This window comes from Gemmatimonadota bacterium (genome assembly GCA_016714015.1).
GTDB lineage: Bacteria > Gemmatimonadota > Gemmatimonadetes > Gemmatimonadales > Gemmatimonadaceae > Pseudogemmatithrix.
Map to the genome: position 1 here is coordinate 81,285 of JADJNZ010000008.1, position 22,509 is coordinate 103,793.

The 22,509-nt window shown below is 70.8% G+C and carries 21 protein-coding genes; 13 read left to right on the top strand and 8 right to left on the bottom strand.

The window, feature by feature from the left end; all coding sequences use genetic code 11:
- Window positions 1-47: 47 nt before the first annotated feature.
- Genes IPJ78_16280 through maf form a run of 3 tightly spaced genes read left to right on the top strand, consistent with a single transcriptional unit; the run spans window position 48 to window position 3,610 of the window.
- Window positions 48-2,540 carry a M20/M25/M40 family metallo-hydrolase gene (locus tag IPJ78_16280; GenBank protein ID MBK7908104.1) on the top strand — a complete coding sequence of 831 codons (2,493 nt, stop codon included), beginning with the start codon at window positions 48-50 and terminating at the stop codon, window positions 2,538-2,540.
- Complete coding sequence (locus tag IPJ78_16285) at window positions 2,541-2,981, top strand: D-tyrosyl-tRNA(Tyr) deacylase (GenBank protein ID MBK7908105.1); 441 nt, start codon at window positions 2,541-2,543, stop codon at window positions 2,979-2,981.
- Entirely contained in the window at window positions 2,978-3,610 is a 633-nt protein-coding gene (gene maf / locus IPJ78_16290) for a septum formation inhibitor Maf (protein MBK7908106.1), read from the top strand. The genes IPJ78_16285 and maf overlap by 4 nt, the downstream gene beginning before the upstream one ends.
- 21 nt (window positions 3,611-3,631) lie before the next feature.
- On the opposite strand, the gene IPJ78_16295 is transcribed toward maf, so the two are convergent.
- Both IPJ78_16295 and IPJ78_16300 read right to left on the bottom strand, forming a co-directional pair.
- Complete coding sequence (locus IPJ78_16295; GenBank protein ID MBK7908107.1) at window positions 3,632-4,093, bottom strand: cbb3-type cytochrome c oxidase subunit I; 462 nt, start codon at window positions 4,091-4,093, stop codon at window positions 3,632-3,634.
- A 46-nt stretch (window positions 4,094-4,139) separates the two neighbouring features.
- Window positions 4,140-4,571, bottom strand: coding sequence for an Rrf2 family transcriptional regulator (locus IPJ78_16300; GenBank protein ID MBK7908108.1), 432 nt, complete (start codon window positions 4,569-4,571; stop codon window positions 4,140-4,142).
- A 153-nt stretch (window positions 4,572-4,724) separates the two neighbouring features.
- Here IPJ78_16300 and nosZ point away from each other — a divergent pair, with 153 nt between their 5' ends.
- The 7 genes from nosZ (at window position 4,725) to IPJ78_16335 (ending at window position 10,947) form a co-directional block, all read left to right on the top strand.
- Complete coding sequence (gene nosZ / locus IPJ78_16305; protein MBK7908109.1) at window positions 4,725-6,710, top strand: Sec-dependent nitrous-oxide reductase; 1,986 nt, start codon at window positions 4,725-4,727, stop codon at window positions 6,708-6,710.
- An 86-nt stretch (window positions 6,711-6,796) separates the two neighbouring features.
- Window positions 6,797-7,303: a hypothetical protein gene (locus IPJ78_16310; GenBank protein MBK7908110.1), complete on the top strand. Its 507-nt coding sequence runs from the start codon at window positions 6,797-6,799 to the stop codon at window positions 7,301-7,303.
- On the top strand, window positions 7,303-7,782 hold the full coding sequence (locus tag IPJ78_16315; protein ID MBK7908111.1) for a nitrous oxide reductase accessory protein NosL: 480 nt from the start codon (window positions 7,303-7,305) through the stop codon (window positions 7,780-7,782). Before IPJ78_16310 ends, IPJ78_16315 begins: the two co-directional genes overlap by 1 nt.
- 22 nt (window positions 7,783-7,804) lie before the next feature.
- Window positions 7,805-9,043: a nitrous oxide reductase family maturation protein NosD gene (locus IPJ78_16320; GenBank protein ID MBK7908112.1), complete on the top strand. Its 1,239-nt coding sequence runs from the start codon at window positions 7,805-7,807 to the stop codon at window positions 9,041-9,043.
- Window positions 9,040-9,750: an ABC transporter ATP-binding protein gene (locus tag IPJ78_16325; GenBank protein MBK7908113.1), complete on the top strand. Its 711-nt coding sequence runs from the start codon at window positions 9,040-9,042 to the stop codon at window positions 9,748-9,750. Before IPJ78_16320 ends, IPJ78_16325 begins: the two co-directional genes overlap by 4 nt.
- A complete protein-coding gene (locus IPJ78_16330; protein MBK7908114.1) occupies window positions 9,747-10,538 on the top strand; it encodes an ABC transporter permease subunit in 792 nt (263 codons plus the stop codon). The genes IPJ78_16325 and IPJ78_16330 overlap by 4 nt, the downstream gene beginning before the upstream one ends.
- Before the next feature lie 310 nt (window positions 10,539-10,848).
- The gene (locus IPJ78_16335; protein MBK7908115.1) at window positions 10,849-10,947 is read left to right on the top strand and encodes a hypothetical protein; all 99 of its coding nucleotides are present in this window, start codon (window positions 10,849-10,851) and stop codon (window positions 10,945-10,947) included.
- 36 nt (window positions 10,948-10,983) lie between these two features.
- Here IPJ78_16335 and IPJ78_16340 read toward each other — a convergent pair whose 3' ends face one another.
- The 4 genes from IPJ78_16340 to IPJ78_16355 are packed head-to-tail and all read right to left on the bottom strand — an operon-like array spanning window position 10,984 to window position 15,933.
- The gene (locus tag IPJ78_16340) at window positions 10,984-12,045 is read right to left on the bottom strand and encodes a glycosyltransferase family 9 protein (protein ID MBK7908116.1); all 1,062 of its coding nucleotides are present in this window, start codon (window positions 12,043-12,045) and stop codon (window positions 10,984-10,986) included.
- Window positions 12,042-12,809, bottom strand: a complete 768-nt coding sequence (locus tag IPJ78_16345; GenBank protein MBK7908117.1) for a hypothetical protein — start codon at window positions 12,807-12,809, stop codon at window positions 12,042-12,044. The genes IPJ78_16340 and IPJ78_16345 overlap by 4 nt, the downstream gene beginning before the upstream one ends.
- A complete protein-coding gene (locus IPJ78_16350) occupies window positions 12,806-14,380 on the bottom strand; it encodes an FHA domain-containing protein (protein ID MBK7908118.1) in 1,575 nt (524 codons plus the stop codon). The genes IPJ78_16345 and IPJ78_16350 overlap by 4 nt, the downstream gene beginning before the upstream one ends.
- Window positions 14,381-14,415: 35 nt before the next feature.
- A complete protein-coding gene (locus IPJ78_16355; GenBank protein ID MBK7908119.1) occupies window positions 14,416-15,933 on the bottom strand; it encodes a chorismate-binding protein in 1,518 nt (505 codons plus the stop codon).
- 48 nt (window positions 15,934-15,981) lie between these two features.
- On the opposite strand from IPJ78_16355, the gene IPJ78_16360 reads away from it, so the two are divergent.
- From IPJ78_16360 to IPJ78_16370, 3 genes are all read left to right on the top strand, one after another.
- Entirely contained in the window at window positions 15,982-18,045 is a 2,064-nt protein-coding gene (locus IPJ78_16360) for a hypothetical protein (GenBank protein MBK7908120.1), read from the top strand.
- Between the two features lie 120 nt (window positions 18,046-18,165).
- Window positions 18,166-20,463 carry a type II/IV secretion system protein gene (locus tag IPJ78_16365; GenBank protein ID MBK7908121.1) on the top strand — a complete coding sequence of 766 codons (2,298 nt, stop codon included), beginning with the start codon at window positions 18,166-18,168 and terminating at the stop codon, window positions 20,461-20,463.
- A gap of 8 nt (window positions 20,464-20,471) precedes the next feature.
- Window positions 20,472-20,933 (top strand): NUDIX domain-containing protein, encoded by a 462-nt coding sequence (locus tag IPJ78_16370; GenBank protein ID MBK7908122.1) that lies wholly within the window; start codon window positions 20,472-20,474, stop codon window positions 20,931-20,933.
- Between the two features lie 51 nt (window positions 20,934-20,984).
- Here IPJ78_16370 and IPJ78_16375 read toward each other — a convergent pair whose 3' ends face one another.
- Both IPJ78_16375 and IPJ78_16380 read right to left on the bottom strand, forming a co-directional pair.
- Window positions 20,985-21,836, bottom strand: a complete 852-nt coding sequence (locus IPJ78_16375; protein MBK7908123.1) for an acyltransferase — start codon at window positions 21,834-21,836, stop codon at window positions 20,985-20,987.
- 8 nt (window positions 21,837-21,844) lie between these two features.
- A complete protein-coding gene (locus IPJ78_16380; protein MBK7908124.1) occupies window positions 21,845-22,489 on the bottom strand; it encodes a YihA family ribosome biogenesis GTP-binding protein in 645 nt (214 codons plus the stop codon).
- Between the last annotated feature and the right edge of the window lie 20 nt (window positions 22,490-22,509).

The following is a 22,509-nucleotide window of genomic DNA, read 5'->3' on the forward strand; positions in this document are numbered from 1 at the left end:
TCCGCTGCGGCGGGCCCGCCCTTCGCGTTCCCGTCACCCGCCCGCCCATGCGACGCCTCTTCGCGCTCCTGCTCCTCCCGGCCGCGCTCCTCGCCCAGGCGCCCGCCGTCCGCGCGGCCCGCCCGGCCCCCGTCACCAATGCGGAGCGCTGGGACCGCGCCTACTTCGCGTGGGAGGCGGGGCGTTACCCCGAGGCGCTCGCAGATCTCCGCGCCGTGCTGGCGTCGGACGACGCCGCGACGTATCACGACCGCATCGCTGAGCTCACCGGCGAGCGGTGGCAGACCGTCGAAGTGGCCCAGGATGCGCGCGCACCGCGTTGGGCACCGGATGGCAGGCACCTCGCCTACGAGTACGGCCCGGCGGCGCGAACAAGGACGACGGTCGTTCGCGTCGAGGCGGGCCGCCGCACGGTCAGCGTCGACGCCGATGCCCGCGCGCTCACCTTCGCACCCGATGGTCGCGCCGCGGCCTGGATCCAGACGCGGGAGAATCCGACCGCCGCGATCGCGTGGATCCGCCTCGACGGGTCTGCACCGGAGCGCATCCCGGTGGATGCCGGCGCGGTCGCGGCGGTCACGCTGATCGGCCGCGCGTCGCTCCAGCTCGCGATGATCACCGGGACGTCCGGGGATTCGCTCGCCGCGCTCCGGCTGCTCGTCCTCGATGGAGCGGAGCGCGCGTGGCGCACGCTCGCCCTCCCCGAGGGGCAGCCGGTCGACATCCTCCGGTCCGCGAACGGCCAGCGCGCGCTGGTCCTCCTCGGCCGGCGCGGCGCGTTCGCGCGCACGGTGCCGGGGTTCGCCGCCGGTGGGCGCTCGGATGCGTTCGCGCTGCTCTCGACGGGCTCGGAGCCGACGGTCGGTCCGCGGATCGCCGGCACGTCGCCTGTGCTCTCCGCTGATGGGTCCACCGTTGCGTGGCTGGTCGCGGACGGGGCGCGCACGCGCATCCTCGCGCAGCGCGGGACCGACGCGCCGACGACGGTCCTCCTGAGCACGACCCCCGTGCAGGGGCTCGCGATCGCGCCCGATGGCTCACGGATCGCCTGGCAGACGATGCTCCGCGAGGACTGGGAGCTCATGACCGCGCCGACGATGGAAGGGGCGGAGCCGACGCGCGTCACGCGCGAGATCCAGCACGACGTCCTGCCGCAGTTCCTCTCGCCCACTCGCCTCCTCGGCCTGATCGGCGAACCGCGACACCGCCGCTCCCACCTCTACGATCTCGCCGCGGGCACGCGCACGCGGCTCTTTCACAACAACACCGTGCGCACCGTCGCGCCGGAGTACGAGTGGGTGCCCTCGCCGGACGGGATGCGGATCGCGATCGTCTCCGAGCGCGATGGCGATACCGTGACGCCGCACCGCCACCTCTACCTCACGGACCTCGCGACGCCGGTCACGCGCGATGACCTCGTGGCCCGTGTGGACGCGATGCGCGCCGCCGAGGACACGCTGCGGGCGAACGGCCGCCGTCTCTTCGCGCCCATCGCCACTTCCGTCCGCGCCGCGACCGAGGCGGTGGATGTGAACCGCATCTACGCGTACGAGAAGGCGCTCTTCGGCTTCGACTCGAAGCACATCACGCAGCCGGGGAACCGGCGTGCCGTGGACTGGCTGCTCGAGACGTACCGGGGCTTCGGCCTCAAGGCGGAGCTGCAGCCGTTCCGCACCGTCGCGACCACCGAGCTCGACGTCGCCAACGTCGTCGCGGTGATCCCTGGCACGGTGAACCCCGAACTCGTCTACGTCATCGGCGCCCACTTCGACTCGCGCGCCGAGGGACCGGGCGCCGATGACAACACGAGCGGCACGGCGATGATCCTCGAGGCCGCGCGGGTGCTGGCGACGCGGCCGCAGCCGACGACGCTTATGTTCGTCGCCTTCACCGGCGAGGAGGCGGGCCTGCGCGGCGCACGCGAGTTCGGGCGGCGCATGAAGGACTCCATCACGGTGGTCGGCGCGCTCAACAACGACATGATGGGATGGGCGAACGACCAGCGGATGGACAACACGATCCGCTACTCGAATCCGGGCATCCGCGACATCCAGCACGCCGCGGCCATCCAGTTCTCGCGGCTCATCACCTACGACGCGTTCTACTACAAGAACACCGACGCCAACGCGCTCTACGATGCCTGGGGCGACATCGTGGGCGGGATCGGGTCGTACCCGATCCTCGGGAACCCGCACTATCACATGCCGCACGACGTGCTCGAGACGATCGACCATCAGCAGCTCGCCGAGACCTCGCGGACGACGGTCGCGACGATCATGCTGCTCGCGTCCAGCCCGTCGCGGTTGACCGGGCTCTCGGTCACCGGCACCGCCGTCACCTGGACCCCGGCGCGCGAGAAGGGAGTGACGCGCTACCTCGTGCGGTACGGCCCCACCGAGGCGCCGATGCGCTTCACGACGACGGTCACAGCGCCGCGCGCGACGATCGCGGCGCTCAGGCCGGGGTGGCGCGTCGCGGTGAAGGCGGTGAACGCACGCGGTCTCGAGGGGTGGGACTGGGCGCGCGCGGAGGCGCGCTAGATGCGGGTGCTCCTCCAGCGAGTCTCGCGCGCCGAGGTCCGCGTCGACCGGCGAGTGACGGGACGCATCGGCGCGGGGTTCTGCCTGCTCGTGGGCTACACCCACACCGACACGCTCGCGCAGTGCACGTGGATGGCGGACAAGGTCGCCGGCCTGCGGCTGTTCACCGACGCCGAGGGGAAGATGAACCTCGGACTCTCCGAGGTCGGCGGGGCGGTGATCGTGGTCAGCCAGTTCGCGCTGTATGGCGACGCGGAGAAGGGCCGCCGCCCGAGCTTCGTGGACGCCGCGCGTCCGGAGGTCGCGATCCCGCTCTACGAGGGGTTCGTGCGGCTCCTGCGCGAGCGAGGCCTCACGGTCGAGACGGGCGAGTTCGGGGCGATGATGGAGGTGGACCTCGTGAACGACGGCCCCGTCACCCTCTGGCTGGAGCGCGCATGACCGCGCATCCGGACGCGGGCACGGTGCACCATCCGGTGCGCGTCATCCTCGCGTCGCAGTCCCCGCGCCGCCGGGAGCTGCTCACCCTCGTCGGCATCGCGCACGAGGTGCGGCCGGCCGACATCGACGAGTCGGTGATGCCCGACGAGGCCCCGGTGCCGCACTGCGAACGGCTCGCGCGTGCGAAGGCGCACGTGCTGGCCTCGCAGCACCCGGAGGCGGTCGTGATCGCCGCGGACACGATCGTCGTCCTCGACGGCGATATCCTTGGCAAGCCCCGCGACGCGGCGGAGGCGCGGGCCACCCTCGCGCGGCTCTCTGGGCGCACCCACACCGTCTATACGGCGATGGCCGTCGCGCGCGACGGTCGCACCGAGAGCGCGGTGGAGGAGGTGCAGGTTACCTTCCGCACGCTCACGGCGGAGGAGGTCGCCGAGTACGTCGCGACGCGCGAACCGATGGACAAGGCCGGCGCGTACGGCATCCAGGGGTTCGGGGCGACGATCGTCGAGCGGATCGAGGGCGACTACTTCAGCGTCATGGGACTCGGGCTGCGGCGGCTCGTCGCGCTCCTCGAGCGCGTCGGTCTCCGGTATGACTTCGCCGAGGGTGTGACGCGGCAGGGATGATCGGTGCGCTGCGGATGCGCGTCAGTGCGCATCCGCCTGTGGCAACGTGGCGAGCGGACGCCCACCGCGGGCCTGCACCGCGCGCATCGGGCTCGCGTCCATCGTGCGCCAGAGGTTCACGACGAAGCAGAATGCCCCCACTGCCGACGCGAGCCCGCCGACCGCGATCGCGCCTGCGGCGAGCGGCCACCCGTTCACGCGGGCGACGAATCCGGTGGTGAGGAGCACGAGGCCTGCCTGCGCCGTCCAGAACTGTACCTCGGCCATCCGGGAATGCAGTAGCGGCTGCCCGAAGAACCGCGGCACGACGTGGAGCGCGACGCCGTAGATCATCTGGGTGACGAAGCCAAGGAGCGCGAGGTGGAGGTGCGCGGCGCGGTAGATCGTCAACAGGGGGAACACGGCCATCGCGAGCGCGAGGCCAACTGCGAGCGAGAACCAGACGAGGCTGGACTTGAGGAAGGCGCGAACGAACCAGTCCATAGGGGCAACCCGGTGTGGACCCGCGCCGCCCCTGGGCGGACGCGCGTCAGGCGATGAGGAGGCGTTGCAGCCCGCGGGGCTTGTCGGTGAGCTGGGCGAGCGTGTAGCGGTCGAGCACGGCGAGGAAGGCGGTCAGCGCCTCATCCAGCGCCGGGGCGAGCGCGCAGGCGGGGGCGATCGGGCACTGGTTGTGCTCCGCGTCGAAGCACTCGACGAGGTTCAGGTTGTCCTCCGTCGCGCGCACGACCTCGCCGATGTTGATCTCGGCGGCCGGCCGCGCGAGCTTCACGCCACCGAGGCGGCCGCGGAGCGTCGTGACGAAGCCGAGCTCGGCCAGGCGGGCGATCACCTTCGCCGTGTGGTCCTCGGACATTCCCATGCGACGGGCGATGTCCGTGATGCGTGATGGGGCCGCGTCGTGCAATCCGATATAGATGAGGGCACGGAGCGCGTTGTCGGTGTAGCGCGTGAGTCGCATCGGGCGAGGGGCGGGAGGGATTTCCCTGACGGGTCATCCGAAAGATATCCGACTTGTTAAGGTGCAGATAATCTGCATCTTTTGTTCGTCCGGGGCAAGTACCCCCTGGGCCGGCCGAGCGCCGAACCGTCCCCCGCTGGTCCCGAGGTTCCCATGTCCTTCCTCACGCGATCCCGCCTCCTCTTCGGTGCCGGTGCCCTCACCGTGCTCGGCCTTGGCTACGCCTGCGCGGGCCGCGGCTCCGGCTCGCTCGCCGGCACGGCCGAGATGGCCCAGCGCGTCTACGTCGCGCCCGGCGAGAAGGACGAGCTCTACGCCTTCCTCTCGGGCGGCTTCGGCGGCCAGCTCGGCGTCTACGGCCTCCCCTCCGGTCGCCTTCTCCGCACCATCCCCGTCTTCTCGCAGCACGCCGAGAACGGCTATGGCTACAACGAGGAGACGAAGGCGATGCTCGAGACCTCCTACGGCTTCGTGCCGTGGGACGATCTCCACCACACCGCGCTCTCGCAGACCCAGGGCGACGATGACGGCCGCTGGATCTTCGTCAACGGCAACAACACCCCCCGTGTCGCGCGCATCGACCTCACGACCTTCGAGACGACCGAGATCCTCGAGATCCCGAACGCCGGCGGCAACCACGCCTCGCCGTTCGTGACCGGCAACACCGAGTACATCGTCTCGTCGACGCGCTTCTCGATCCCGGTCCCCAACCGCGACGTGCCGATCGACGAGTACAAGAAGTTCTTCAAGGGCCAGATCTCCTTCATCACGGCCGACCAGCCGGGGAAGATGGACATCGCCTTCCAACTCATCGTGCCGGGCTTCAACTACGACCTCGCCCGCGCCGGCAAGGGCCCGTCCGACGGGTGGATGTTCTTCACCTCCTACAACTCGGAGCAGGCGAACACGTTGCTCGAGGTGAACGCCTCGCAGAACGACAAGGACTACATCGCGGCCGTGAACTACCGAGCGGCCGAAGCCTGCGCCAAGGCGGGGAAGGGCGTCCGGGCGCCGGCCGAGTACCGGCACAACATCTTCGACGAGTTCAGCCGCATCGCGCGCTCGGAGCGGATGACGAGCGTGCTGCAGATCCAGGCCGCGGCCTGCCCGGGCTCGATCTACTTCCTCCCGACGCCGAAGTCGCCGCATGGCGCCGACGTCGACCCGACCGGCGAGTACATCGTAGCGGGCGGCAAGCTCGCCACGGTGATTCCGGTCCATTCGGCCACGAAGATGCTCAAGGCGATCGCCGACCGGCAGTTCGAGGGCGAGCTCGAGGGGATCCCGGTGCTCAAGTACGAGAGCACCCTCGCCGGTGAGGTGCAGGAGCCGGGTCTCGGCCCCCTCCACACCGAGTTCGACGGCAAGGGCTTCGCGTACACCTCGATGTTCATCTCGTCCGAGGTCGTGAAGTGGAACGTCGAGACGCGCCAGGTCGTCGACCGCGCGCCGACCTTCTACTCGGTCGGTCACCTGATGATCCCCGGCGGCGCGACCCGACACCCGTATGGTCGCTACGTCCTCGCCATGAACAAGATCACGAAGGATCGCTATCTCCCGACTGGTCCGGAGCTCACGCAGTCGGCACAGCTCTACGACATCACCGGCGAGAAGATGAAGCTCCTGCTCGACTTCCCGACCCAGGGTGAGCCGCACTACGCGAACGCGATCGACGCGAAGAAGGTCGTCGACCGGCAGGTCAAGTTCTACAAGCTCGCCGAGAACCGGCACCCGATGGTGTCGCGCAGCGAGCGCGAGACGGGCGTCGAGCGCGCGGGCCGCGTGGTGCACGTCCGCATGACCGCCATCCGCTCGCACTTCGCCCCGGACAACATCGAGGGCGTGCAGGTCGGCGACACGGTGCTCGTCCATGTCACGAACCTCGAGCAGGACTGGGACGTGCCGCACGGCTTCGCGATCCTCGGCGCCAACACCTCGGAGCTGCTGATCATGCCGGGTGAGACCCGCACGCTCCGCTGGATCCCGAGGAAGCCGGGCGTCTATCCGATGTACTGCACCGACTTCTGCTCGGCGCTGCACCAGGAGATGCAGGGCTACGTCCGGGTCTCGCCGGCCGGCTCGACGGTGGCCCTCACCGCGAACACCCGCCGCGGCGCGCAGGCCCGCGGCACCAACTGAGGCGATCATGACGGCCCGTTCACGCTGGTTCGTGCTTGCGGCGGTCGCGCTCCTCGCGACCGGGTACTTCCTCCCCTCTCTGGCGCGTGGACCTCATCGCGCCGCAGTACCCCGAGGGGCTGGGCATGCTCATCCGCATCGACGGCGTGGACGGGCTCAAGCCCAATGACCTGCAGTCGATCAACGGGCTGAATCATTACATCGGGATGAAGACGATCGAGCCCGAGTCGATCCCGGAGCTGCGGTACATGCGCTGGATCCTCGCCGGGCTCATCGTCGCCGGACTCGCCGTCGCCGCGCTGCGGCGGCGCGTCCCGCTCTATCTCTACAGCGTACTGCTGGTCGCGGTCATGGCGGTCGGGCTCTGGGACTACTGGCGCTGGGGCTACGACTACGGTCACGACCTCGACCACGAACACGCGATCATCAAGATCCAGGGCATGAGCTACTCGCCCCCCGTGATCGGCCGCAAGAAGCTGCTCAACTTCACCGCGACGTCGTGGCCCTCGACGGGCGGCATCGCGTTCGGCCTCGCGGGCGGCCTGGTGCTCTGGGCGTCGTGGACGTCGCGCCGACGCGCTGAGGCGGCGTGATGTCGCGCGCCGGGGCGTGGTCTCCCGCCGGCGACGTGCTGCGCCGGGTGCACACGGCGATGCTCGGCCTCGTCCTGCTCGCCTGCGATGGTGCGGGCCCGCGTCCCGTCGCGCTCGGCGAGGACGCCTGCGGGTACTGTCGCATGACGGTGACCGATCCGCGGTTCGCCGCGGAGGTCGTGACGAGCACTGGTCGCGTGCACGTGTTCGACAGCATCGACTGCCTCGCGGGCTGGGTGCGCAGCGCCGAGCCGGGCTCGGTGCGCACCCTCTGGGTGACGGACGCGAGCGCGCCCGGCACCTTCGTCGCGGCCGAGGAGGCGGGGTATCTGCTCGAATCATCGCTCCGCGGTCCGATGGGCCGGGCGGTCGCGTTCCGATCGCTCGACGCCGCGCGCGCGGCGCATGCCACGCTCGGCGGCACGGTGGCCGACTGGCCGGCCGTGCTCGCGGACACGTCGACGCGCGGGGGGCACTGAGATGCCGCGGTCGCGCCGGGTGATGCTAGGTCTCGCGGTGCTGGCCGCCGCGGGGCAGCTCGCCGCCCAGGATGCTTCGCCTGCGCGGACGCTCCTGGTGCGGCCGGGCTCGGCGCTCCCGACGCTGACGGCCGCCGTCGCTCGTGCAAGGCCCGGCATGACCATCCGTGTCGCGGCGGGCGAGTACCGGGAGCCCACCATCCTCGTGACGGTGCCGCGACTCACGATCGTGGGCGACGGCGCGCCGGCGTTCGATGGCGAGGGGACGCACGAGATCCTCGTGGTCCGCGCCGACGGTGTGACGGTCCGCGGCCTGACGTTCCGCAACACGGGCGTGAGCCAGATGCAGGACCGTGCTGCGCTCCGCGTGGCCGAGGCGCGCGACTGCCGGATCGAGTCGAACATCTTCCGCGATGCGCTCTTCGCGATCTACCTGCAGCGCACGACCGGCTGCGTCGTCCGCGGCAACGACATCCGCGCGTCTGGCGCCGAGGAGACGCGCAACGGCAACGGGATCCACCTCTGGTACTCACCGGGGACGCGCGTGGAGGGGAACACCGTCCGGGGACAGCGTGACGGCATCTACTTCGAGTTCTCCGATGGCTCGGTGGCCGCGGCGAACGTGAGCGAGGGCAACCGCCGCTACGGCCTCCACTTCATGTTCTCCGACTCGTGTCGGTACGAGCGCAACACCTTCCGGGCGAACGGCGCGGGGGTCGCGGTGATGTACAGCAAGCACGTCGTCATGGATGGCAACGGCTTCCTCGACGCGACGGGCAGCGGTGCATACGGCCTGCTCCTCAAGGAGATCACGGATGGCGCGCTCGTCCGGAATCGTTTCGAAGGGAACTCCGTGGGACTCTTCCTCGAGGGCGCGTCGCGGCTCGACATCCGCGACAACGACTTCCGCCGGAACGGCTGGGCGGTGCGTCTCATGGCCGATGCGGAGGACAGCCACTTCCGCGGCAACGTCTTCTCGGGGAACGCCTTCGACGTCGCGACCAACAGCCGCACGCTGCGCAGCGACTTCGTAGGCAACTGGTGGGATGCGTATCGCGGCTACGATCTCGACCGCGACGGGACCGGCGACGTCCCCTTCCGCCCGGTGCGCCTCTTCGCGCTCGTGGCCGAACGGCATCCCGAGACGCTGCTGCTGCTCCGCGCACCGGTGACCGCGGTGCTGGACGCCGCCGAACGGGTCTTCCCGGTGCTCACCCCGCAGGTCGCGGACGAGCGCCCGTTGATGAGGGCACCCCGATGATGACGCTGGACGGGATCCGGAAAGCCTACGGCGCGCGCACCGTGCTCGCCGGTGTCTCGCTCGCCCTCGCCCCGGGGCGGATCGTCGCGCTGGTCGGGCCCAACGGGTCAGGGAAGACGACGCTGATCAAGCTGCTGCTCGGCCTCGCGCGACCCGACGCGGGCCGATTCCTGCTCGACGGCGTCCCGTGCGACGCGGACGGCGCGTATCGCGCGCGCATCGGCTATGCGCCGCAGGCACCGCGCTATCCCGAGCACCTCGCGGTCGGCGAGGTGTTCGCGATGCTCCGCGCGCTCCGCCCCGGCGCACCGGTCGACGAGGCGCTCGTCGACGACTTCGGGCTCCGCGGCGAGTGGGCGACCCCGGTGGGGACGCTCTCGGGTGGCTGGCGCCAGAAGGTCGCGATCGCCTGTGCCTTCCTCTTCGCGCCCGACCTACTGATCCTCGACGAGCCCACGGCGGGGCTCGACCCGATCGCATCGGGGCTCCTCAAGTCGCACCTCCGCGCGACGCGCGCGGCGGGACGCACGATCCTCATCAGTTCGCACATCCTCGTCGAGCTCGAGGAACTCGCGGACGACGTCGCCTTCCTCTGCGACGGCCACCTCCGTTTCGCCGGGCCGGTCGACACGTTGCTCCGCGAGACCGGCACGCGCCGACTCGAACCAGCCGTCGCCGCGCTGCTGCGCGGCCTGAGGATCGCGTGAGCACCGTCACCCTCGTCCTGCGCGCCGGCGTCCGCGACCTCGCGCGAAGCCGGTGGCTGCTCGCCTACGCCGCCGGGTTCTGGGTCGTCACCGAGGCGCTCTTCCTGTTCGGCGGCACCGGGCCGCAGGTGGTGCTGAGCCTGCTCAACGCGATGCTCCTCGTCGTCCCGCTCGTCGCGCTGGTCTTCGGCACGGCGCACGTGCACGCGTCGCGCGAGTTCACCGAACTCCTGCTCGCGCAGCCGCTGTCGCGCCGCGCGGTCTTCCTGGGCCTCTACCTCGGACTGGCGTTGCCGATGACCGGCGCCTTCCTCGGCGGGATCGGCCTCCCGCTGCTCCTGCACGGCGCCGCGAGCGACGCACCGCGGCTCGCGCTCCTCCTGCTCGCCACCGCGGGTGCGTTGCTGACGCTGGCCTTCGCGGCCGTTGCGATGGTCATCGCGCACGGCGTCGATGACCGGCTCCGCGCGATGGCGCGCGCGATCGGCGTCTGGTTCGCCCTCACCATCGCGTACGACGGCGCGATCATCGCCGCGGTGAGTGCGTTCGGGGACTGGCCCCTCGAGCGTCCGATGCTGCTCGCCATGCTCGGTAACCCGGTCGACCTCGCACGCGTGCTGGTGCTGACCGCGCTCGACGCGACCGCGCTGCTCGGATACACCGGCGCGGTCTTCCGCCGGTTGCTCGGCACTCCGCTCGGTCCCGCCGTCGCCCTGCTGGCGCTCTCCGCCTGGGCGGCCGTGCCGGTGCTCCTCGCCCGTCGCCGCTTCCTGCGGCGTGACTTCTGAACGTCCCGACTCCATACCACTCGAGGTTCTCCCATGCGCTCCCCCCGTCTCTGCCCTCGCGTACTCCCTCGCGCCGGGCGCAGATCCCCGCCGCGGAGGCCCCCCGGCGCCGCGTCTGCGCCGAGCACCGGCAAGGTCATCGAAGTCACGATGCACACGGACGAGAAGGGCAACTACTTCACGCCGGCGGAGATCCAGGCTCAGCCCGGCGACCTCCTGAGGTTCAACTCTCAGGCGTGCACAACGTGCACCCGGACCACGGGCACGGCCCCCGGCCGCGAGCACCTATGCGCAGCTCCCCGGGCAGGCGATCGACGTCCCGCTCACGTTCGGGACGGGGAGGTTCTACTTCCAGTGCGACCCGCACGCCGCGCTGGGCATGGTCGGCCACGTCGAGGTGGCACGCTGACCACGGCGGGCGTGCCGACCGCCGTGGTCAACGCCGCTAGTCGAGCGCGCTGATCGGCCGGCTCGCGCGGAAGTAGGTGCTGCGCCACCGCTCGACCTTGTCGAGCACCTGCTGCACCGTGATCCGCGGCATCCGATCCAGCCGGTTCTCCATCGAGAGCGGGTAGTCCTCGCCCGGCTCGCCGTACGCATCGATCATGAGGTCGCCGAACTTGCGGTAGGGACCGACCCGCTTGGGGTTGGAGTACCCGATGAGCGAGATGACCGGACGGTCGAGCGCGACGGTCATGTGCAGCGGGCCGGTGTCGGGCGTCAGCACGAGGACCGAGCCGGCGATGATCCCGGCGAGTCCGCGCAGCCCGCCCTGCCCGAGCGCGCTGTACGGCTTCGTCCTCGCCCGCGACATGATCACCTGCTCGGCATGCACCTCTCGGGGGGAGCGGGCGCCCACCAGCACGGGCTGGAGCCCGAAGTCGTGGTACAGCGCGTCGCTCACCTCGGCCCACCGCTCCGGCAGCCAGTCCTTCTGCGGCTTGCTCGTCGCCACGACGATCGGCGCGATGGGGCGGTCGAAGCGCGAGATGAACTCGCGCTGCCAGTGCTGCTCCTGCGACGTCCAGGGCCCGAGGTCCCACGTCACGGGCTCGTGCGGCACGCCGAGCCAGTCGCAGAACTCGAAGTACTGGTCCTGCACGTGCTGCATCGCGTGCGGCGGGATGCGGTGCGTGGTGAAGAGCCAGTTCGCGTCGCGCGCACGCGCGCGGTCGAACCCGAGCTTCACCGGGGCCTGCGTGAAGCCGGTGATGATCCCCGCCTTGAAGTACACCTGCAGGTTGATGACGAGGTCGAAGCGCCGGGCCGAGAGTTCGCGCCGGATGTCGAGGAACCCCTGCACGCCCTTGGTGCGATCGAACAGGAGGATCTCATCCACGCACCGATGGCCCCGCACGAGCGTCGCCGGCCCGGGTTGCAGCACCCACGTCACATGCATCGCGGGATGGTGCCGTTTGAGCGCCGTGAGGACGGGGAGGACGTGCACCGCGTCCCCCACGGCGGACATCATCACGACGCAGACGCGATCGAGCGGGACGCGGCTCATCCGGGAGTTCCCGAGAGCTCGGCGAGTCGGGCCAGCGCCGCGTCATCGAGCTCGAGCGTTCGGCGGTCGCGCAGCTTGCGCAGCGAGCGGTCGAGTCGTGCGAGGTTCTGCGCCCCCACTTCGGGATCGTTCGGCGCCCGGAACCGCACGCGGTCGACGTCGAGCACCCACGCGGCCCAGCGATTCCCGTCACGCGCCAGGAAGAGGTTCTTCGCGTTGAGGTCCGCATGCTGCGCCCCGGCCGCGCGGAGGTCGCGCAGCAACGTGCCCACGGCGATCAGCATCGTCTCGCGTGACGACGCGTCGGCGTCGCGCCACGAGACGGGGAACTCCGCTCCCACGGGCAGTCGGCGCGTCGCCACGTCGCACCGGCAGAGACCCGGCCCCGCCGGGTAGAGCGCGTACGCGACGACGTCGGGTGTGCGCACCCCCGCCTCCTGCAGGCGCAGTGCCGTCTCGAGCTCCCAGGGCGCGCGTCCCGGCCACACGAAACGGTCCCCGCGCACGCCGGCGAGCAGGCCGCCTCGCCGCGCGTGCCGCACGACCACGTCGATCGCGGCGCCGGGAAGCGGGACGCCCCACGCGGTCGCACGGCCCTGGAACGGTTCGGCCCCCGGTACCGCCTCCGCCCACGCATGGAGGCTCGCGGCGCCCTGCAACGCGCGGCGCAAGCCGGCGGCGGCCGCCACGCGAGCGACCACGACCGTGGGACCGACGTCGAATCGTTCGTAGCCGTTCGGCGCGACGATGGCCGAGAGCGTCACCGCTGGACGCGGAAGACCGGCAACGCCTGGCTCTTCCCCTTGAGCTCCATCGGGGGGAGCGACTCGAGCGGCGGCGGCGACCCCAATTCGTTGCGGAAGTACTCGGAGAGCAGGATCTCGCCTGGCCCGGCAGCGCCGCACAGGCGGCTCGACACGTTCACCGGATCGCCGATGACCGTGTACTCGAGACGCCGGTCCGACCCGATGTTGCCGGCGAAGACGTCGCCGACGTTGAGCCCGATCCCGATCTGCAGCACCGGCCGCCCCTCGGAGCGCCACCGCGCGTTCAACCGGTCGAGCTCCTCCATCATGTCGAGCGCCGCCTGCATCGCGCGGTCGCAGTCGTCGTGCTCGCCGATCGGCGCGCCCCACTGCGCCATCACCGCGTCGCCGATGAACTTGTCGAGCGTCCCGCCGTGACGGAACACGCACTCCACCATCTCGGTGAAGTACTCGGTGAGGAGCTTCGCCATGGTGTCGGCGCTCATCGTCTCCGACAGTGCGGTGAAGCCACGGATGTCGGAGAAGAGCACCGCGACCTTCCGCTTGTCGCCGCCCAGCTTCACCGCATCGGGGCTCGACGCGATGCGCGCCGCGAGGTGCGGCGTGAAGAAGCGCTCGAAGTTGCTGCGGGCGAGCGCCTCCTGCCGGATGCGCACCGCCAGCTGCCCGTTCTCGATCGCCACCGCCGCGATGCCGGAGAACGCGATGAGGAAGTCGAGGTCCATCTCGTTGAACCGCTTGAGCGAGAAGTTGTCGACGTAGAGCACGCCGAGCACGCGATTCTCGCTGCCGATGAGCGGCACGCAGATCGCCGACTTCACCTTCTGCAGCACCACCGACTGCCCCTGGAACCGTTGGTCGTCGCCCGCGTCGTCCGAGAGCACGGCGACCTTGTCGTCCACCGCCATCCGCGCGATCGACTGCGGGATGTCGCTCGAGGCGCGCTCGCCGCGGCGGTCCCGCGAGATCTTCGGGTGGAGCAGCCCGAAGTCGTCGGTGAGCTGGATGGCGCACCGGTCCGCCTCGAGCACCTGGAAGGCGTACTCGGCGATCTTCTGCAACAGCGCCTCGAGGTCGGCCGACCGCGTGAGCCCCTTCGAGACCTCGAGGAGGATCGCGAGGCGTCGACGGTCGCGCTCCGCGGGGTCCGCGCTCGAGGCCGAGTCGTTGAGCTTCGCCTTGCCGCCGAGGGCGAGTGCTTCGCCGGTCTTGGGAATCTGTCGGACGATCGTCGCGCCACCCGGTTTGCCCGCCGGCGCGGGCGTCGGCGCCGATCGCGCCGGCGTCACCTGCTCGAGCCGGAAGACGACCTTGCCGAACGTGACCTCGTCCCCCGGCACGAGGAGCGACTTGTCGATCTGCACCCCGTTCACGAACGTGCCGTTCGACGAGCCGGCGTCCATCACCTCGACCCCACCCGGCGTCACCTTCAGGTCCGCGTGCTTGCGGGAGATCGTGGGGTCGACGACGGCGCAGTCGTTCGTGACCGCGCGGCCCACGCTCAGGAGGCCGCTGCCCGAGAGCTCGAAGGTGTAGGTGTTACCGACGCCGATCAGCCGATAGTGCATGACGAGAAAATACGTGACGGGAGCGGGGAGTGCGACTACCCGGCCACCCCGGCGCCCCCCGCCCTGGCCGCCGCCCGAACCCGTCCGATCGCCGTCAGCATCGCCCGCGCCTTGTTCTCCGTCTCCGCCCACTCCTTCGCGGGATCCGAATCGGCGACGATCGCCGCGCCCGCCTGCACCGAGGCCACCTCGCCCGCCAGCACGCATGTCCGGATCGTGATCGCGAGGTCCATGCGCCGATCACCCCAGGCCACGTAGCCCAGCGCCCCGGCGTACGGGCCGCGCCGCTCGGGCTCCAGCGCATCGATCACCTGCATCGCGCGGACCTTGGGCGCCCCGGTCATCGTCCCGGCGGGGAAGACCGCCCGGAAGGTCTCCAGCGCCGAGCCGTCGTCGCGAAGCATCCCCTCGACCTGGCTCACCAGGTGGTGCACATGGGAGTAGCGCTCGACCTGCATCAGTTCGGTCACCTGGACGCTCCCGTACTGCGCGACGCGGCCCACGTCGTTGCGCCCCAGGTCGACCAGCATGATGTGCTCGGCGCGCTCCTTCTCGTCCGCCGCCAGTTCGGCCGCCTGTGCGGCGTCCTCCTCGGGCGTCCGCCCTCGCGGGCGCGTCCCCGCGATCGGTCGCACGACCACCCGGCCGTCCGCGACCCGCACGAGGAGTTCCGGCGAGCTGCCGACGATCTCGAGGTCCCCGAGCACCAGATGGTACATGTAGGGAGACGGGTTCAGCGCCCGGATCGCGCGGTAGAGCGCCGTGCCGCTGAAGTCGCGCGGCACCGCGATCCGCCGGGCGAGGAGCGCCTGGAAGACATCGCCGGCGAGGATGTGCTCCTTGATCCGCCCCACGTCGGCAAGGAACGCGTCGCGCGCGTAGCTCGATCGGCCCTCGGCCGGCGCGGCGTCGACGTCGAGTTCCAGCGGTGGGAGGGCGGGCCCCGAGCGCAGGCGCGCGAGCGTGGCGTCGATCTCCGCCTGCGCGCCCGCCCACGCCGCCCGGCAGGCGCGCTCGTCCGCGGGGTCCGGCGACACGACCGACGCGACGACGCGGGCCTGCGCGCGGAGGTTGTCGACGATGACCACGCACCCCGTGAGCAGGAAGAGCGCGTCGGGCGCCGCGATGCCGCGCGCGGGGGGCGTGCCGATCCGCTCGATGTGGCGCACGACATCGTACGAGAAGAACCCCACCGCGCCACCCCAGAACGCGCCAAGCTCCGGCGCGTCGACGGGCGGATGCTGGGTCAGTCGCGCGCGCAGGTCGACGAACGGGTCGTCCGTCCGGCGCGCCCCGTGCCAGCCGAGGGCGGGGAGCCAATCCTCGACGACGCCGTCCGTCAGCCGCCAGGCGGCCCGGGGTGCGGTGCCGAAGAAGCTGTAGCGCGCCCACGTCTCACCGCCGGCCGGCGCCGATTCGAGGAGGAACGCGAACGGCGGCTCGCGCAGGCGATGGAACGCGGCGACGGCCGTGTCGGCGTCGAGGAGATGGTCGCGCCACACGGGGACGAGGGCGCCGACGCGGCACCGGGCGCGGAAGGCGGCGAAGTTCACCGGGGGCCTGCGGTTGTGAGCGGCGTCCCGCCGACTGAAATTCCCTGCATGCGATCCCTGCGCGCCCTCGTCGCGGCGGCCTGTCTGTTGGTGGGTCCCGCCGTCCAACGCCTCGAGGCGCAGGCGGGGTGGAACGACGAGCGCACGCGCACCCTCGTGACCGCCGCCATCGTGCGTCGCGCCGCCCAGCTCGCCGACACCGGCCTCGCGGACTACACGGCCCGCGCGCACGGGTACGTCACCTTCCTCGCCCAGCTCGGCGACGGTTTCCCGACGCCGCCCGTCGTCATCAAGTCCGACGAGTTGATGCTCGAAGTCTATTGGGGCGCGCCCGACCGGAGCAAGCAACGCATCATCGGCCGCCGCGATACGCTGCTGCTCCCCACCGACATCAACTATCATCGCGATCATCTCGCGATCGTCCAGAACAACTTCCCGGCGATCATCCGCCTCGGCGACGGCGACGAAGTGCGCGACGTGCGCCATCCGTTGTCCGCGGCCGGCTTCGAGTCGTACGACTATCGCATCGTCGATTCGCTGACCATCCGGACCGGCGACCGCGTCATCGACGTCATGCAGGTGAACGTGCGGCCCAAGGACGATCGCGAGCCAGCGGCGGTCGGCGCCGTCTTCATCGACCGCCGGACCGCGAGCGTCGTGCGCATGAGCTTCTCGTTCACCCGCGCCGCGCTCAAGGACCGCCAGCTCGAGGATGTCTCGGTCATCCTCGAGAACGGGCTCGTCGACGGGCGTTTCTGGCTGCCGCGTCGCCAGGAGATCGAGATCCGCCGTTCGGCCACCTGGATGGATTTCCCGGCGCGCGGGATCATCCGGGGACGCTGGGAGATCTGCTGTATCGAGACCAACGCGGGGCTCGCGCCCCAGCAGTTCATCGGCCCGGAGATCGTGGAGGCCCCGCGCGCGCAGCAGCGGGCGTTCGCGTTCGACGGGGAACTGCTCAAGCAGTTGCCGGAGGAGGTCCGCGCGCTCGACGCGATCGAGGTGCGCCGCGTGCAGGAGGAAGCGCGGGCTATGGTCCGTGCCGGCGCGCTCGCGCGGGCGCGGAACGGCGCGCCGGCCGCGCGGTCCGTGTCCGACCTCGTGCGCGTGAACCGCGTCGAGGGGCTCGCCTTCGGCGGCGGCTTCGCGCAATCGCTCGGTGGCGGATTCCGGACCTCGCTCCATGGGCGGTATGGGCTCGCGGATTCGCGGTGGAAGGGGCGCGGCGTGCTGGCGTGGGAGTCGGCGTCGGGCGCGCGGACGTTCCTCGAGGGACGGGATGAGTTCGCCGAGGCCGGCGTGACGCCCGAGGTGAGCGGGATCAGGAACTCCATCGCGGCGCAGGAGTTCGGGAGCGACTGGACCGACCCCTACGGCATCCGCGGCGGCCTCTTTCGCTATGAGTTCGCGCCGGTGGGTCGTCGCCGGCTGAGCCTCGAGTACGCGCGCGAGGACCAGCGGCCGCTCGCGGTGCACGGGGCGCCGACGGCCGGGCGATTCGCGCCGACCCTGGCGGCCGACGCGGTGCGCCTCTCGCGGCTCGCCGTGGACTGGAGCCGCGCGCCAGCGCCCGACGGCGGTGACCGCCGCCTCACCCTCGGCGGTCGATTCTCCGTCGAGGAGTCGCATCCGGCGGGCGGGCAGCTCGGGACCCGCTACGCGCGGGCGGTGGCGGAGCTCGAGGGGGCCCGGGCGTGGGCAGGCGGGAGGCTCCTCGTCCGGACCCACCTCGGCGCCGTGACCCCGGGAAGTGGCGTTCCGCTCCAGGCCCTCCCGGCGTTCGGCGGGCCGGTCACCGCGCCGGGATATGCGTTCCACGCGATCCGTGGGCGGGCCGGGCTCGCCCAGCGGATCGAGTGGCAGCGTCGCGTCCCCTTCCTCGCGATGGACCTCGGGCGGTTCGGGAAGGTCCCGTCGTCCCTCGTGCTGGCGCCGTTCGTGCATGGCGCCGCCATGCGTGATGGGGCCGGCGACTGGTCGTCGTATCCCTCGGCAGGGGTCGGCATCATCGGGTTCTTCGACCTGCTGCGGATCGATGTCGCGCGGACCCTGCGGGGCGGGCGCTGGATGGTCTCGGTCGACGCGTCGCGCGAGTTCTGGAATGTGCTGTAGCCGGTGCGCAAGCTGGCGCAGCGGGATGGGAGGATGCGGTCCGCGGCGGGATGATGGCTCTCTGCGCGACGGCGGGATACTTTATGGGATCGCACCACCCGAAGCGCACGAGGACGAGGCATGGGGAGTTCGGCGAAGCCGGCGAAGGACGAATGGCTGGTCGCGACGCTCGAGGGGTTGCTCTCCGAGGAGCAGCGCGAGCAGTTGCGTGCCCAGCCGGTCGAGAGCCTCTGGGATGAGGTGATCCGCCGGGCGTGGGTGACCGACGACGTGCTCGTGAAGGCCGTCGCCAGCCGCTTCCGCATGCGCGTCGCCGACGTGAACTCGGTGAGCCAGCAGGCGAAGGAACTCGTCCCCGAGGCCCTCGCCCGGAAGTACCGGATCCTGCCGCTCTCGATCTCGGATTCCGTCCTCGACATCGCGACCTCCGACCCGCTCGACCTCGACTGCGAGCGCACGCTGGCCTTCGCGCTCGGGCGCACGGTCCGCATGTCGATCGCCGCGCCGCGGAAGATCACCGACCGCATCGACGAGGTCTATCGCCCCGAGAACGTCTTCGAGAAGATCCTCGACTCGGTGCAGGGGACCTACGACGTCGAGAACATCGGCGACCAGGTCGATGAAGGGGAGCTCGATCTCGGCGCGGCGCAGGCCGGCGCGCGGCCGGTCATCCAGCTCGTCGATCGCATCCTCGCCGAGGGCATCCAGTCGCGCGCGTCGGACATCCACCTGGAGCCCGAGGAGTCCGGGGTCGCCGTCCGCTATCGCATCGACGGCGTCCTGCGGCAGGTGATGGTGCTGCCCAAGCCGGCTGGCATCCCGCTGGTGTCGCGCATCAAGATCATGGCGCAGCTCGACATCGCCGACCGCCTGCGACCGCAGGACGGCCGCGCGCGCGTGGCGGTGAGCGGCAATCGCGTGGACCTCCGCGTCTCGACGCTTCCCGCGTCGCAGGGCGAGAAGGTCGTCATCCGCATCCTCGACCAGCGCTCCACCATCCTCTCGCTCGATTCGCTCGGACTCCTCCCCGACGAGATGAACGGGATCCAGGAGTTGCTGCAGGCGCGCGAGGGCATCGTGCTCGTCACCGGGCCCACCGGCTCGGGCAAGACGACGACGCTCTACTCGATGCTGCGCGCGGTGCAGGGACGCGGCGTCAACATCGTCACGGTCGAGGACCCGGTCGAGTACCGGCTCCAGGGCATCGTGCAGGTGCAGGTGAACGAGAAGGCGGGGCTCACCTTCCCCGCGGCGCTGCGCTCGATCCTGCGTCAGGACCCGGACGTCATCCTCGTCGGCGAGATCCGCGACAAGGAGACGGCGAACATCGCGATCCAGGCGTCGCTCACCGGCCACCTGGTGCTCTCCACGCTGCACACCAACGACGCGGCGAGCTCGGTCACGCGCCTCGTCGACATCGGCATCGAGAGTTACAAGATCGCGGCGGCGCTCAAGGGCGTCGTTGCGCAACGCCTCATGCGCCGGCTCTGCAGCGCCTGTCGCGAACTCTCGGTCGGGCAGGTGCCGGAGCGCCTCCGGCGCTGGTTCCCCGACCAGGGCACGCTCTATCGCGCGGTCGGCTGCCCGGAGTGCTCGATGACCGGCTATCGCGGGCGCCTCGCGATCGAGGAGGTCCTGCGCGCGAACGACGAGGTCGAGCGCCGGATCGCCGGCAACGAGACCGTCGAGCGCATCAACGACGCCGCGCGCGAGACCGGGATGCGCTCCCTCTGGGAATCGGGCGTGCAGCATGTCCGGCAGGGGGAGACGACCATCGAGGAGCTGCTGCGCGTCCTCGAGGCACCGCAGGAGCCGGGGACGCGGTCGCCGTCCGGCGCCTCGGCGCGCCCGTCGACGGGCGAGGTGCCGGCCGTCCGGAACTCGACGTCCGTCGCGCCAGTACGCGATGCCGAGGATGAGGAGGACGCGTCGGCACCCGCACCCCGCCGGAGCGGATCGCGGAAGCTGTCGCCCAAGTTCACCGGCGACTCGTTCGAGCTCGTCGAGGACCCCAAGAGCAGCAAGCGCCCCGCCGCCAAGCGCGTGCTGCTCGTCGAGGACGAGGAGTCGCTCCGCCGCGTGATGAAGGACCTCCTCGAGCGCGAGGGGTTCGTCGTCTACGAGGCCTCCGATGGCGTCGTCGCGCTCGACGAGGTCGATCGTCTCGCGCCCGATCTCGTCGTGCTCGACCTCAACCTCCCGCGGCTCGACGGCTACGGCGTGCTCAGCCACCTCCGCGCGCGTCCCGCCACGCAGAAGCTGCCCGTCATCGTCCTCACCGCCAAGGGCGATGAGGACAGCGAGGTGCGCGTGTTCGAGTACGGCGCGAGCGACTACCTCACCAAGCCCTTCCGCGGCCGCGCCCTCTCGGCCCGCATCCACTCGCTCCTCGACCGCAAGGCGAAGTCGGCGCCGTGAGCGCCCCCATGCCTGGGACGCCCGTCGAGGTCGGGGTGGTCGATGTCGTCGTCTTCCGGCCGGCGGCCAAGGGGTGGCTCACGCTCGTGCTCGAGCGCTCCCGCGACACGCGGTGTCCCGGCGCCTGGGAGATGGTCCACGGCAAGGTCGAGCCCGGCGAGCGCCTCCCCGACGCGGCGCGACGCGAGCTCTTCGAGGAGACGGGGCTCAAGCCCGAGACGCTCCTCTCGGTGACGATGCACCAGTTCTATCTCGTGCCGAAGGACACCGTGCAGCTCGCCGCGGTCTTCGCGGCGATCGTCGCCCCCGACGCGCCGGTCGTGCTCGGTGAGGAGCATGCTCGGCACGCCTGGCTCACGCCGAGCCAGGCGCGCCGGCGCTTCGCCTGGCCGCACGAGTCGCGCGTGATGGACGACGCGCGGAGCCTACTACGGCAACCGAACCTGTGGGACGTGCTCCAGGTACGCTGAAGGCTGAACGATGAAGGGGGCGAGGCCGTGCGGCCTCGCCCCCTTCATCGTTCAGCCTTCGTCCGCCCGTTGGCGTTCGATGCTCGTGCGCAGGCGGTCGCCGCCGTCCGGCGGTGCGTTCGGTTTCACGCGCACGCTCTTCGCCGGGATCCCCACGTTCACGTGGTAGGGGCGCACGTCCTTCGTCGCCACCGCCACCGCGCCGACCATACCCTGTTCGCCGACGTGCACGCCTGCGAGCACCGTCGCGTGATACGTCACCCGGACCCCGTCCGCCAGCACCGTCAGGGCGTTCGTCACGTCCACCTGCTCCACGATGCTGTGCGTGTGCGAGTAGATGTTCGCATAGTCGCTGACCGAGACCCTGTTCCCGAGGCGGATGCCTCCCCGGTCGTCGAGCAGCACATGGCGGTGCACGACCACGTCGTCCCCCACCTCCAGGTTGTAGCCGAACGAGAACTCGACGTGCTGGAAGCACTTGAAGTTCTTCCCGACCGACTTGAAGATGTGCGGCGCCAGCAGGCGGCGGAGCCGCACCCCGAGTTCCACGGCCTGCCCCCCGATCGGCAGGCGATCGAAGGAGTACCAGAGCCAGAGCAGGGGCTTCACGCGCTGGAATCGTTCCTGGTCGCAGTCGCCGTAGTACTCGGGCTCGAGCGTCACGTTGCGCGGGTCGAGCGCCGAGAGCGCGAGGCGGGTCCCCAGCGGCACCGACTCGTCCGCGAGCGCTTCCGCGTAGCGGCCGACGAAGGCGGGATGGGCGAGCGCGAGCAGGGTGTCACGACAGAGATCCGAGCGGTCCACCGACGAGTCGGCGAGCGCGGCCTCGAGGTCCGCGAGCCAGCGGACCTGGAGGGACTCCACCGCGCGGGCGGGCAGGGGCTGCAGGGGGATTCGAGGCATGCTCGAATCTATTCGTCGCGGCCCGGTCCGGTTCCCGGCAGGGCGTCGTCGCCCACCGACGCCGTGGGCATCGGAAGGTGCTCCGTCGCCTCCAGCGCGGTGGACGCGAGCAGCGAGACGAGCGCCTCGGCGAGGTCGTTCCGTCCCTCACCCGTCACCGAGGAGAACTGGATCATCTGCTCCTCGTCGAGCTCGAGCTGCTTCGCGATCAGCTTGAGCCGCTCCGCCGCCTGCCCCTTCGACAGCTTGTCGACCTTGGTGAGCACGACCACCGTCGGCAGGCCGATCTCGGCCAGCAGGTCGAGCATCTGCTTGTCGTCGTCGGTCGGGTCGTGGCGCGCATCGAGCAGCTGCACGATCCCCTTCAACGCCGGCGAGCGCCGCAGGTAGCCCTCGATGAGCGGCCGCCACTCGGCCTGCCGCGCCTTCGAGATGCGCGCATAGCCGTACCCCGGAAGGTCGGCGAGCACGAACTGCTTGTTGACGATGAAGAAGTTGATCTCGCGCGTGCGCCCGGGCGTCTTGCTCACGCGCGCGAAGGCCTTCCGTCGCACGAGCGCGTTCAGGAGCGACGACTTGCCGACGTTGGAGCGGCCGGCGAACGCGATCTCGGGAAGCTCGTTGGTGGGGCGCCAGCCGTCGACGGTGGCCATGGGGCCGAGGAAGTCGAGGG

What these genes read in the sequence shown, in the direction of transcription:
- IPJ78_16370 (MBK7908122.1), top strand. Translation starts at nt 20,472, where the DNA reads ATGCCTGGGACGCCCGTCGAGGTCGGGGTGGTCGATGTCGTCGTCTTC.
- IPJ78_16285 (MBK7908105.1), top strand. Translation starts at nt 2,541, where the DNA reads ATGCGGGTGCTCCTCCAGCGAGTCTCGCGCGCCGAGGTCCGCGTCGAC.
- IPJ78_16325 (MBK7908113.1), top strand. Translation starts at nt 9,040, where the DNA reads ATGATGACGCTGGACGGGATCCGGAAAGCCTACGGCGCGCGCACCGTG.
- IPJ78_16315 (MBK7908111.1), top strand. Translation starts at nt 7,303, where the DNA reads ATGTCGCGCGCCGGGGCGTGGTCTCCCGCCGGCGACGTGCTGCGCCGG.
- IPJ78_16375 (MBK7908123.1), bottom strand. Translation starts at nt 21,836, where the DNA reads ATGCCTCGAATCCCCCTGCAGCCCCTGCCCGCCCGCGCGGTGGAGTCC.
- IPJ78_16360 (MBK7908120.1), top strand. Translation starts at nt 15,982, where the DNA reads ATGCGATCCCTGCGCGCCCTCGTCGCGGCGGCCTGTCTGTTGGTGGGT.
- nosZ (MBK7908109.1), top strand. Translation starts at nt 4,725, where the DNA reads ATGTCCTTCCTCACGCGATCCCGCCTCCTCTTCGGTGCCGGTGCCCTC.
- IPJ78_16280 (MBK7908104.1), top strand. Translation starts at nt 48, where the DNA reads ATGCGACGCCTCTTCGCGCTCCTGCTCCTCCCGGCCGCGCTCCTCGCC.
- maf (MBK7908106.1), top strand. Translation starts at nt 2,978, where the DNA reads ATGACCGCGCATCCGGACGCGGGCACGGTGCACCATCCGGTGCGCGTC.
- IPJ78_16300 (MBK7908108.1), bottom strand. Translation starts at nt 4,571, where the DNA reads ATGCGACTCACGCGCTACACCGACAACGCGCTCCGTGCCCTCATCTAT.
- IPJ78_16320 (MBK7908112.1), top strand. Translation starts at nt 7,805, where the DNA reads ATGCTAGGTCTCGCGGTGCTGGCCGCCGCGGGGCAGCTCGCCGCCCAG.
- IPJ78_16365 (MBK7908121.1), top strand. Translation starts at nt 18,166, where the DNA reads ATGGGGAGTTCGGCGAAGCCGGCGAAGGACGAATGGCTGGTCGCGACG.
- IPJ78_16340 (MBK7908116.1), bottom strand. Translation starts at nt 12,045, where the DNA reads ATGAGCCGCGTCCCGCTCGATCGCGTCTGCGTCGTGATGATGTCCGCC.
- IPJ78_16380 (MBK7908124.1), bottom strand. Translation starts at nt 22,489, where the DNA reads ATGGCCACCGTCGACGGCTGGCGCCCCACCAACGAGCTTCCCGAGATC.
- IPJ78_16350 (MBK7908118.1), bottom strand. Translation starts at nt 14,380, where the DNA reads ATGCACTATCGGCTGATCGGCGTCGGTAACACCTACACCTTCGAGCTC.
- IPJ78_16295 (MBK7908107.1), bottom strand. Translation starts at nt 4,093, where the DNA reads ATGGACTGGTTCGTTCGCGCCTTCCTCAAGTCCAGCCTCGTCTGGTTC.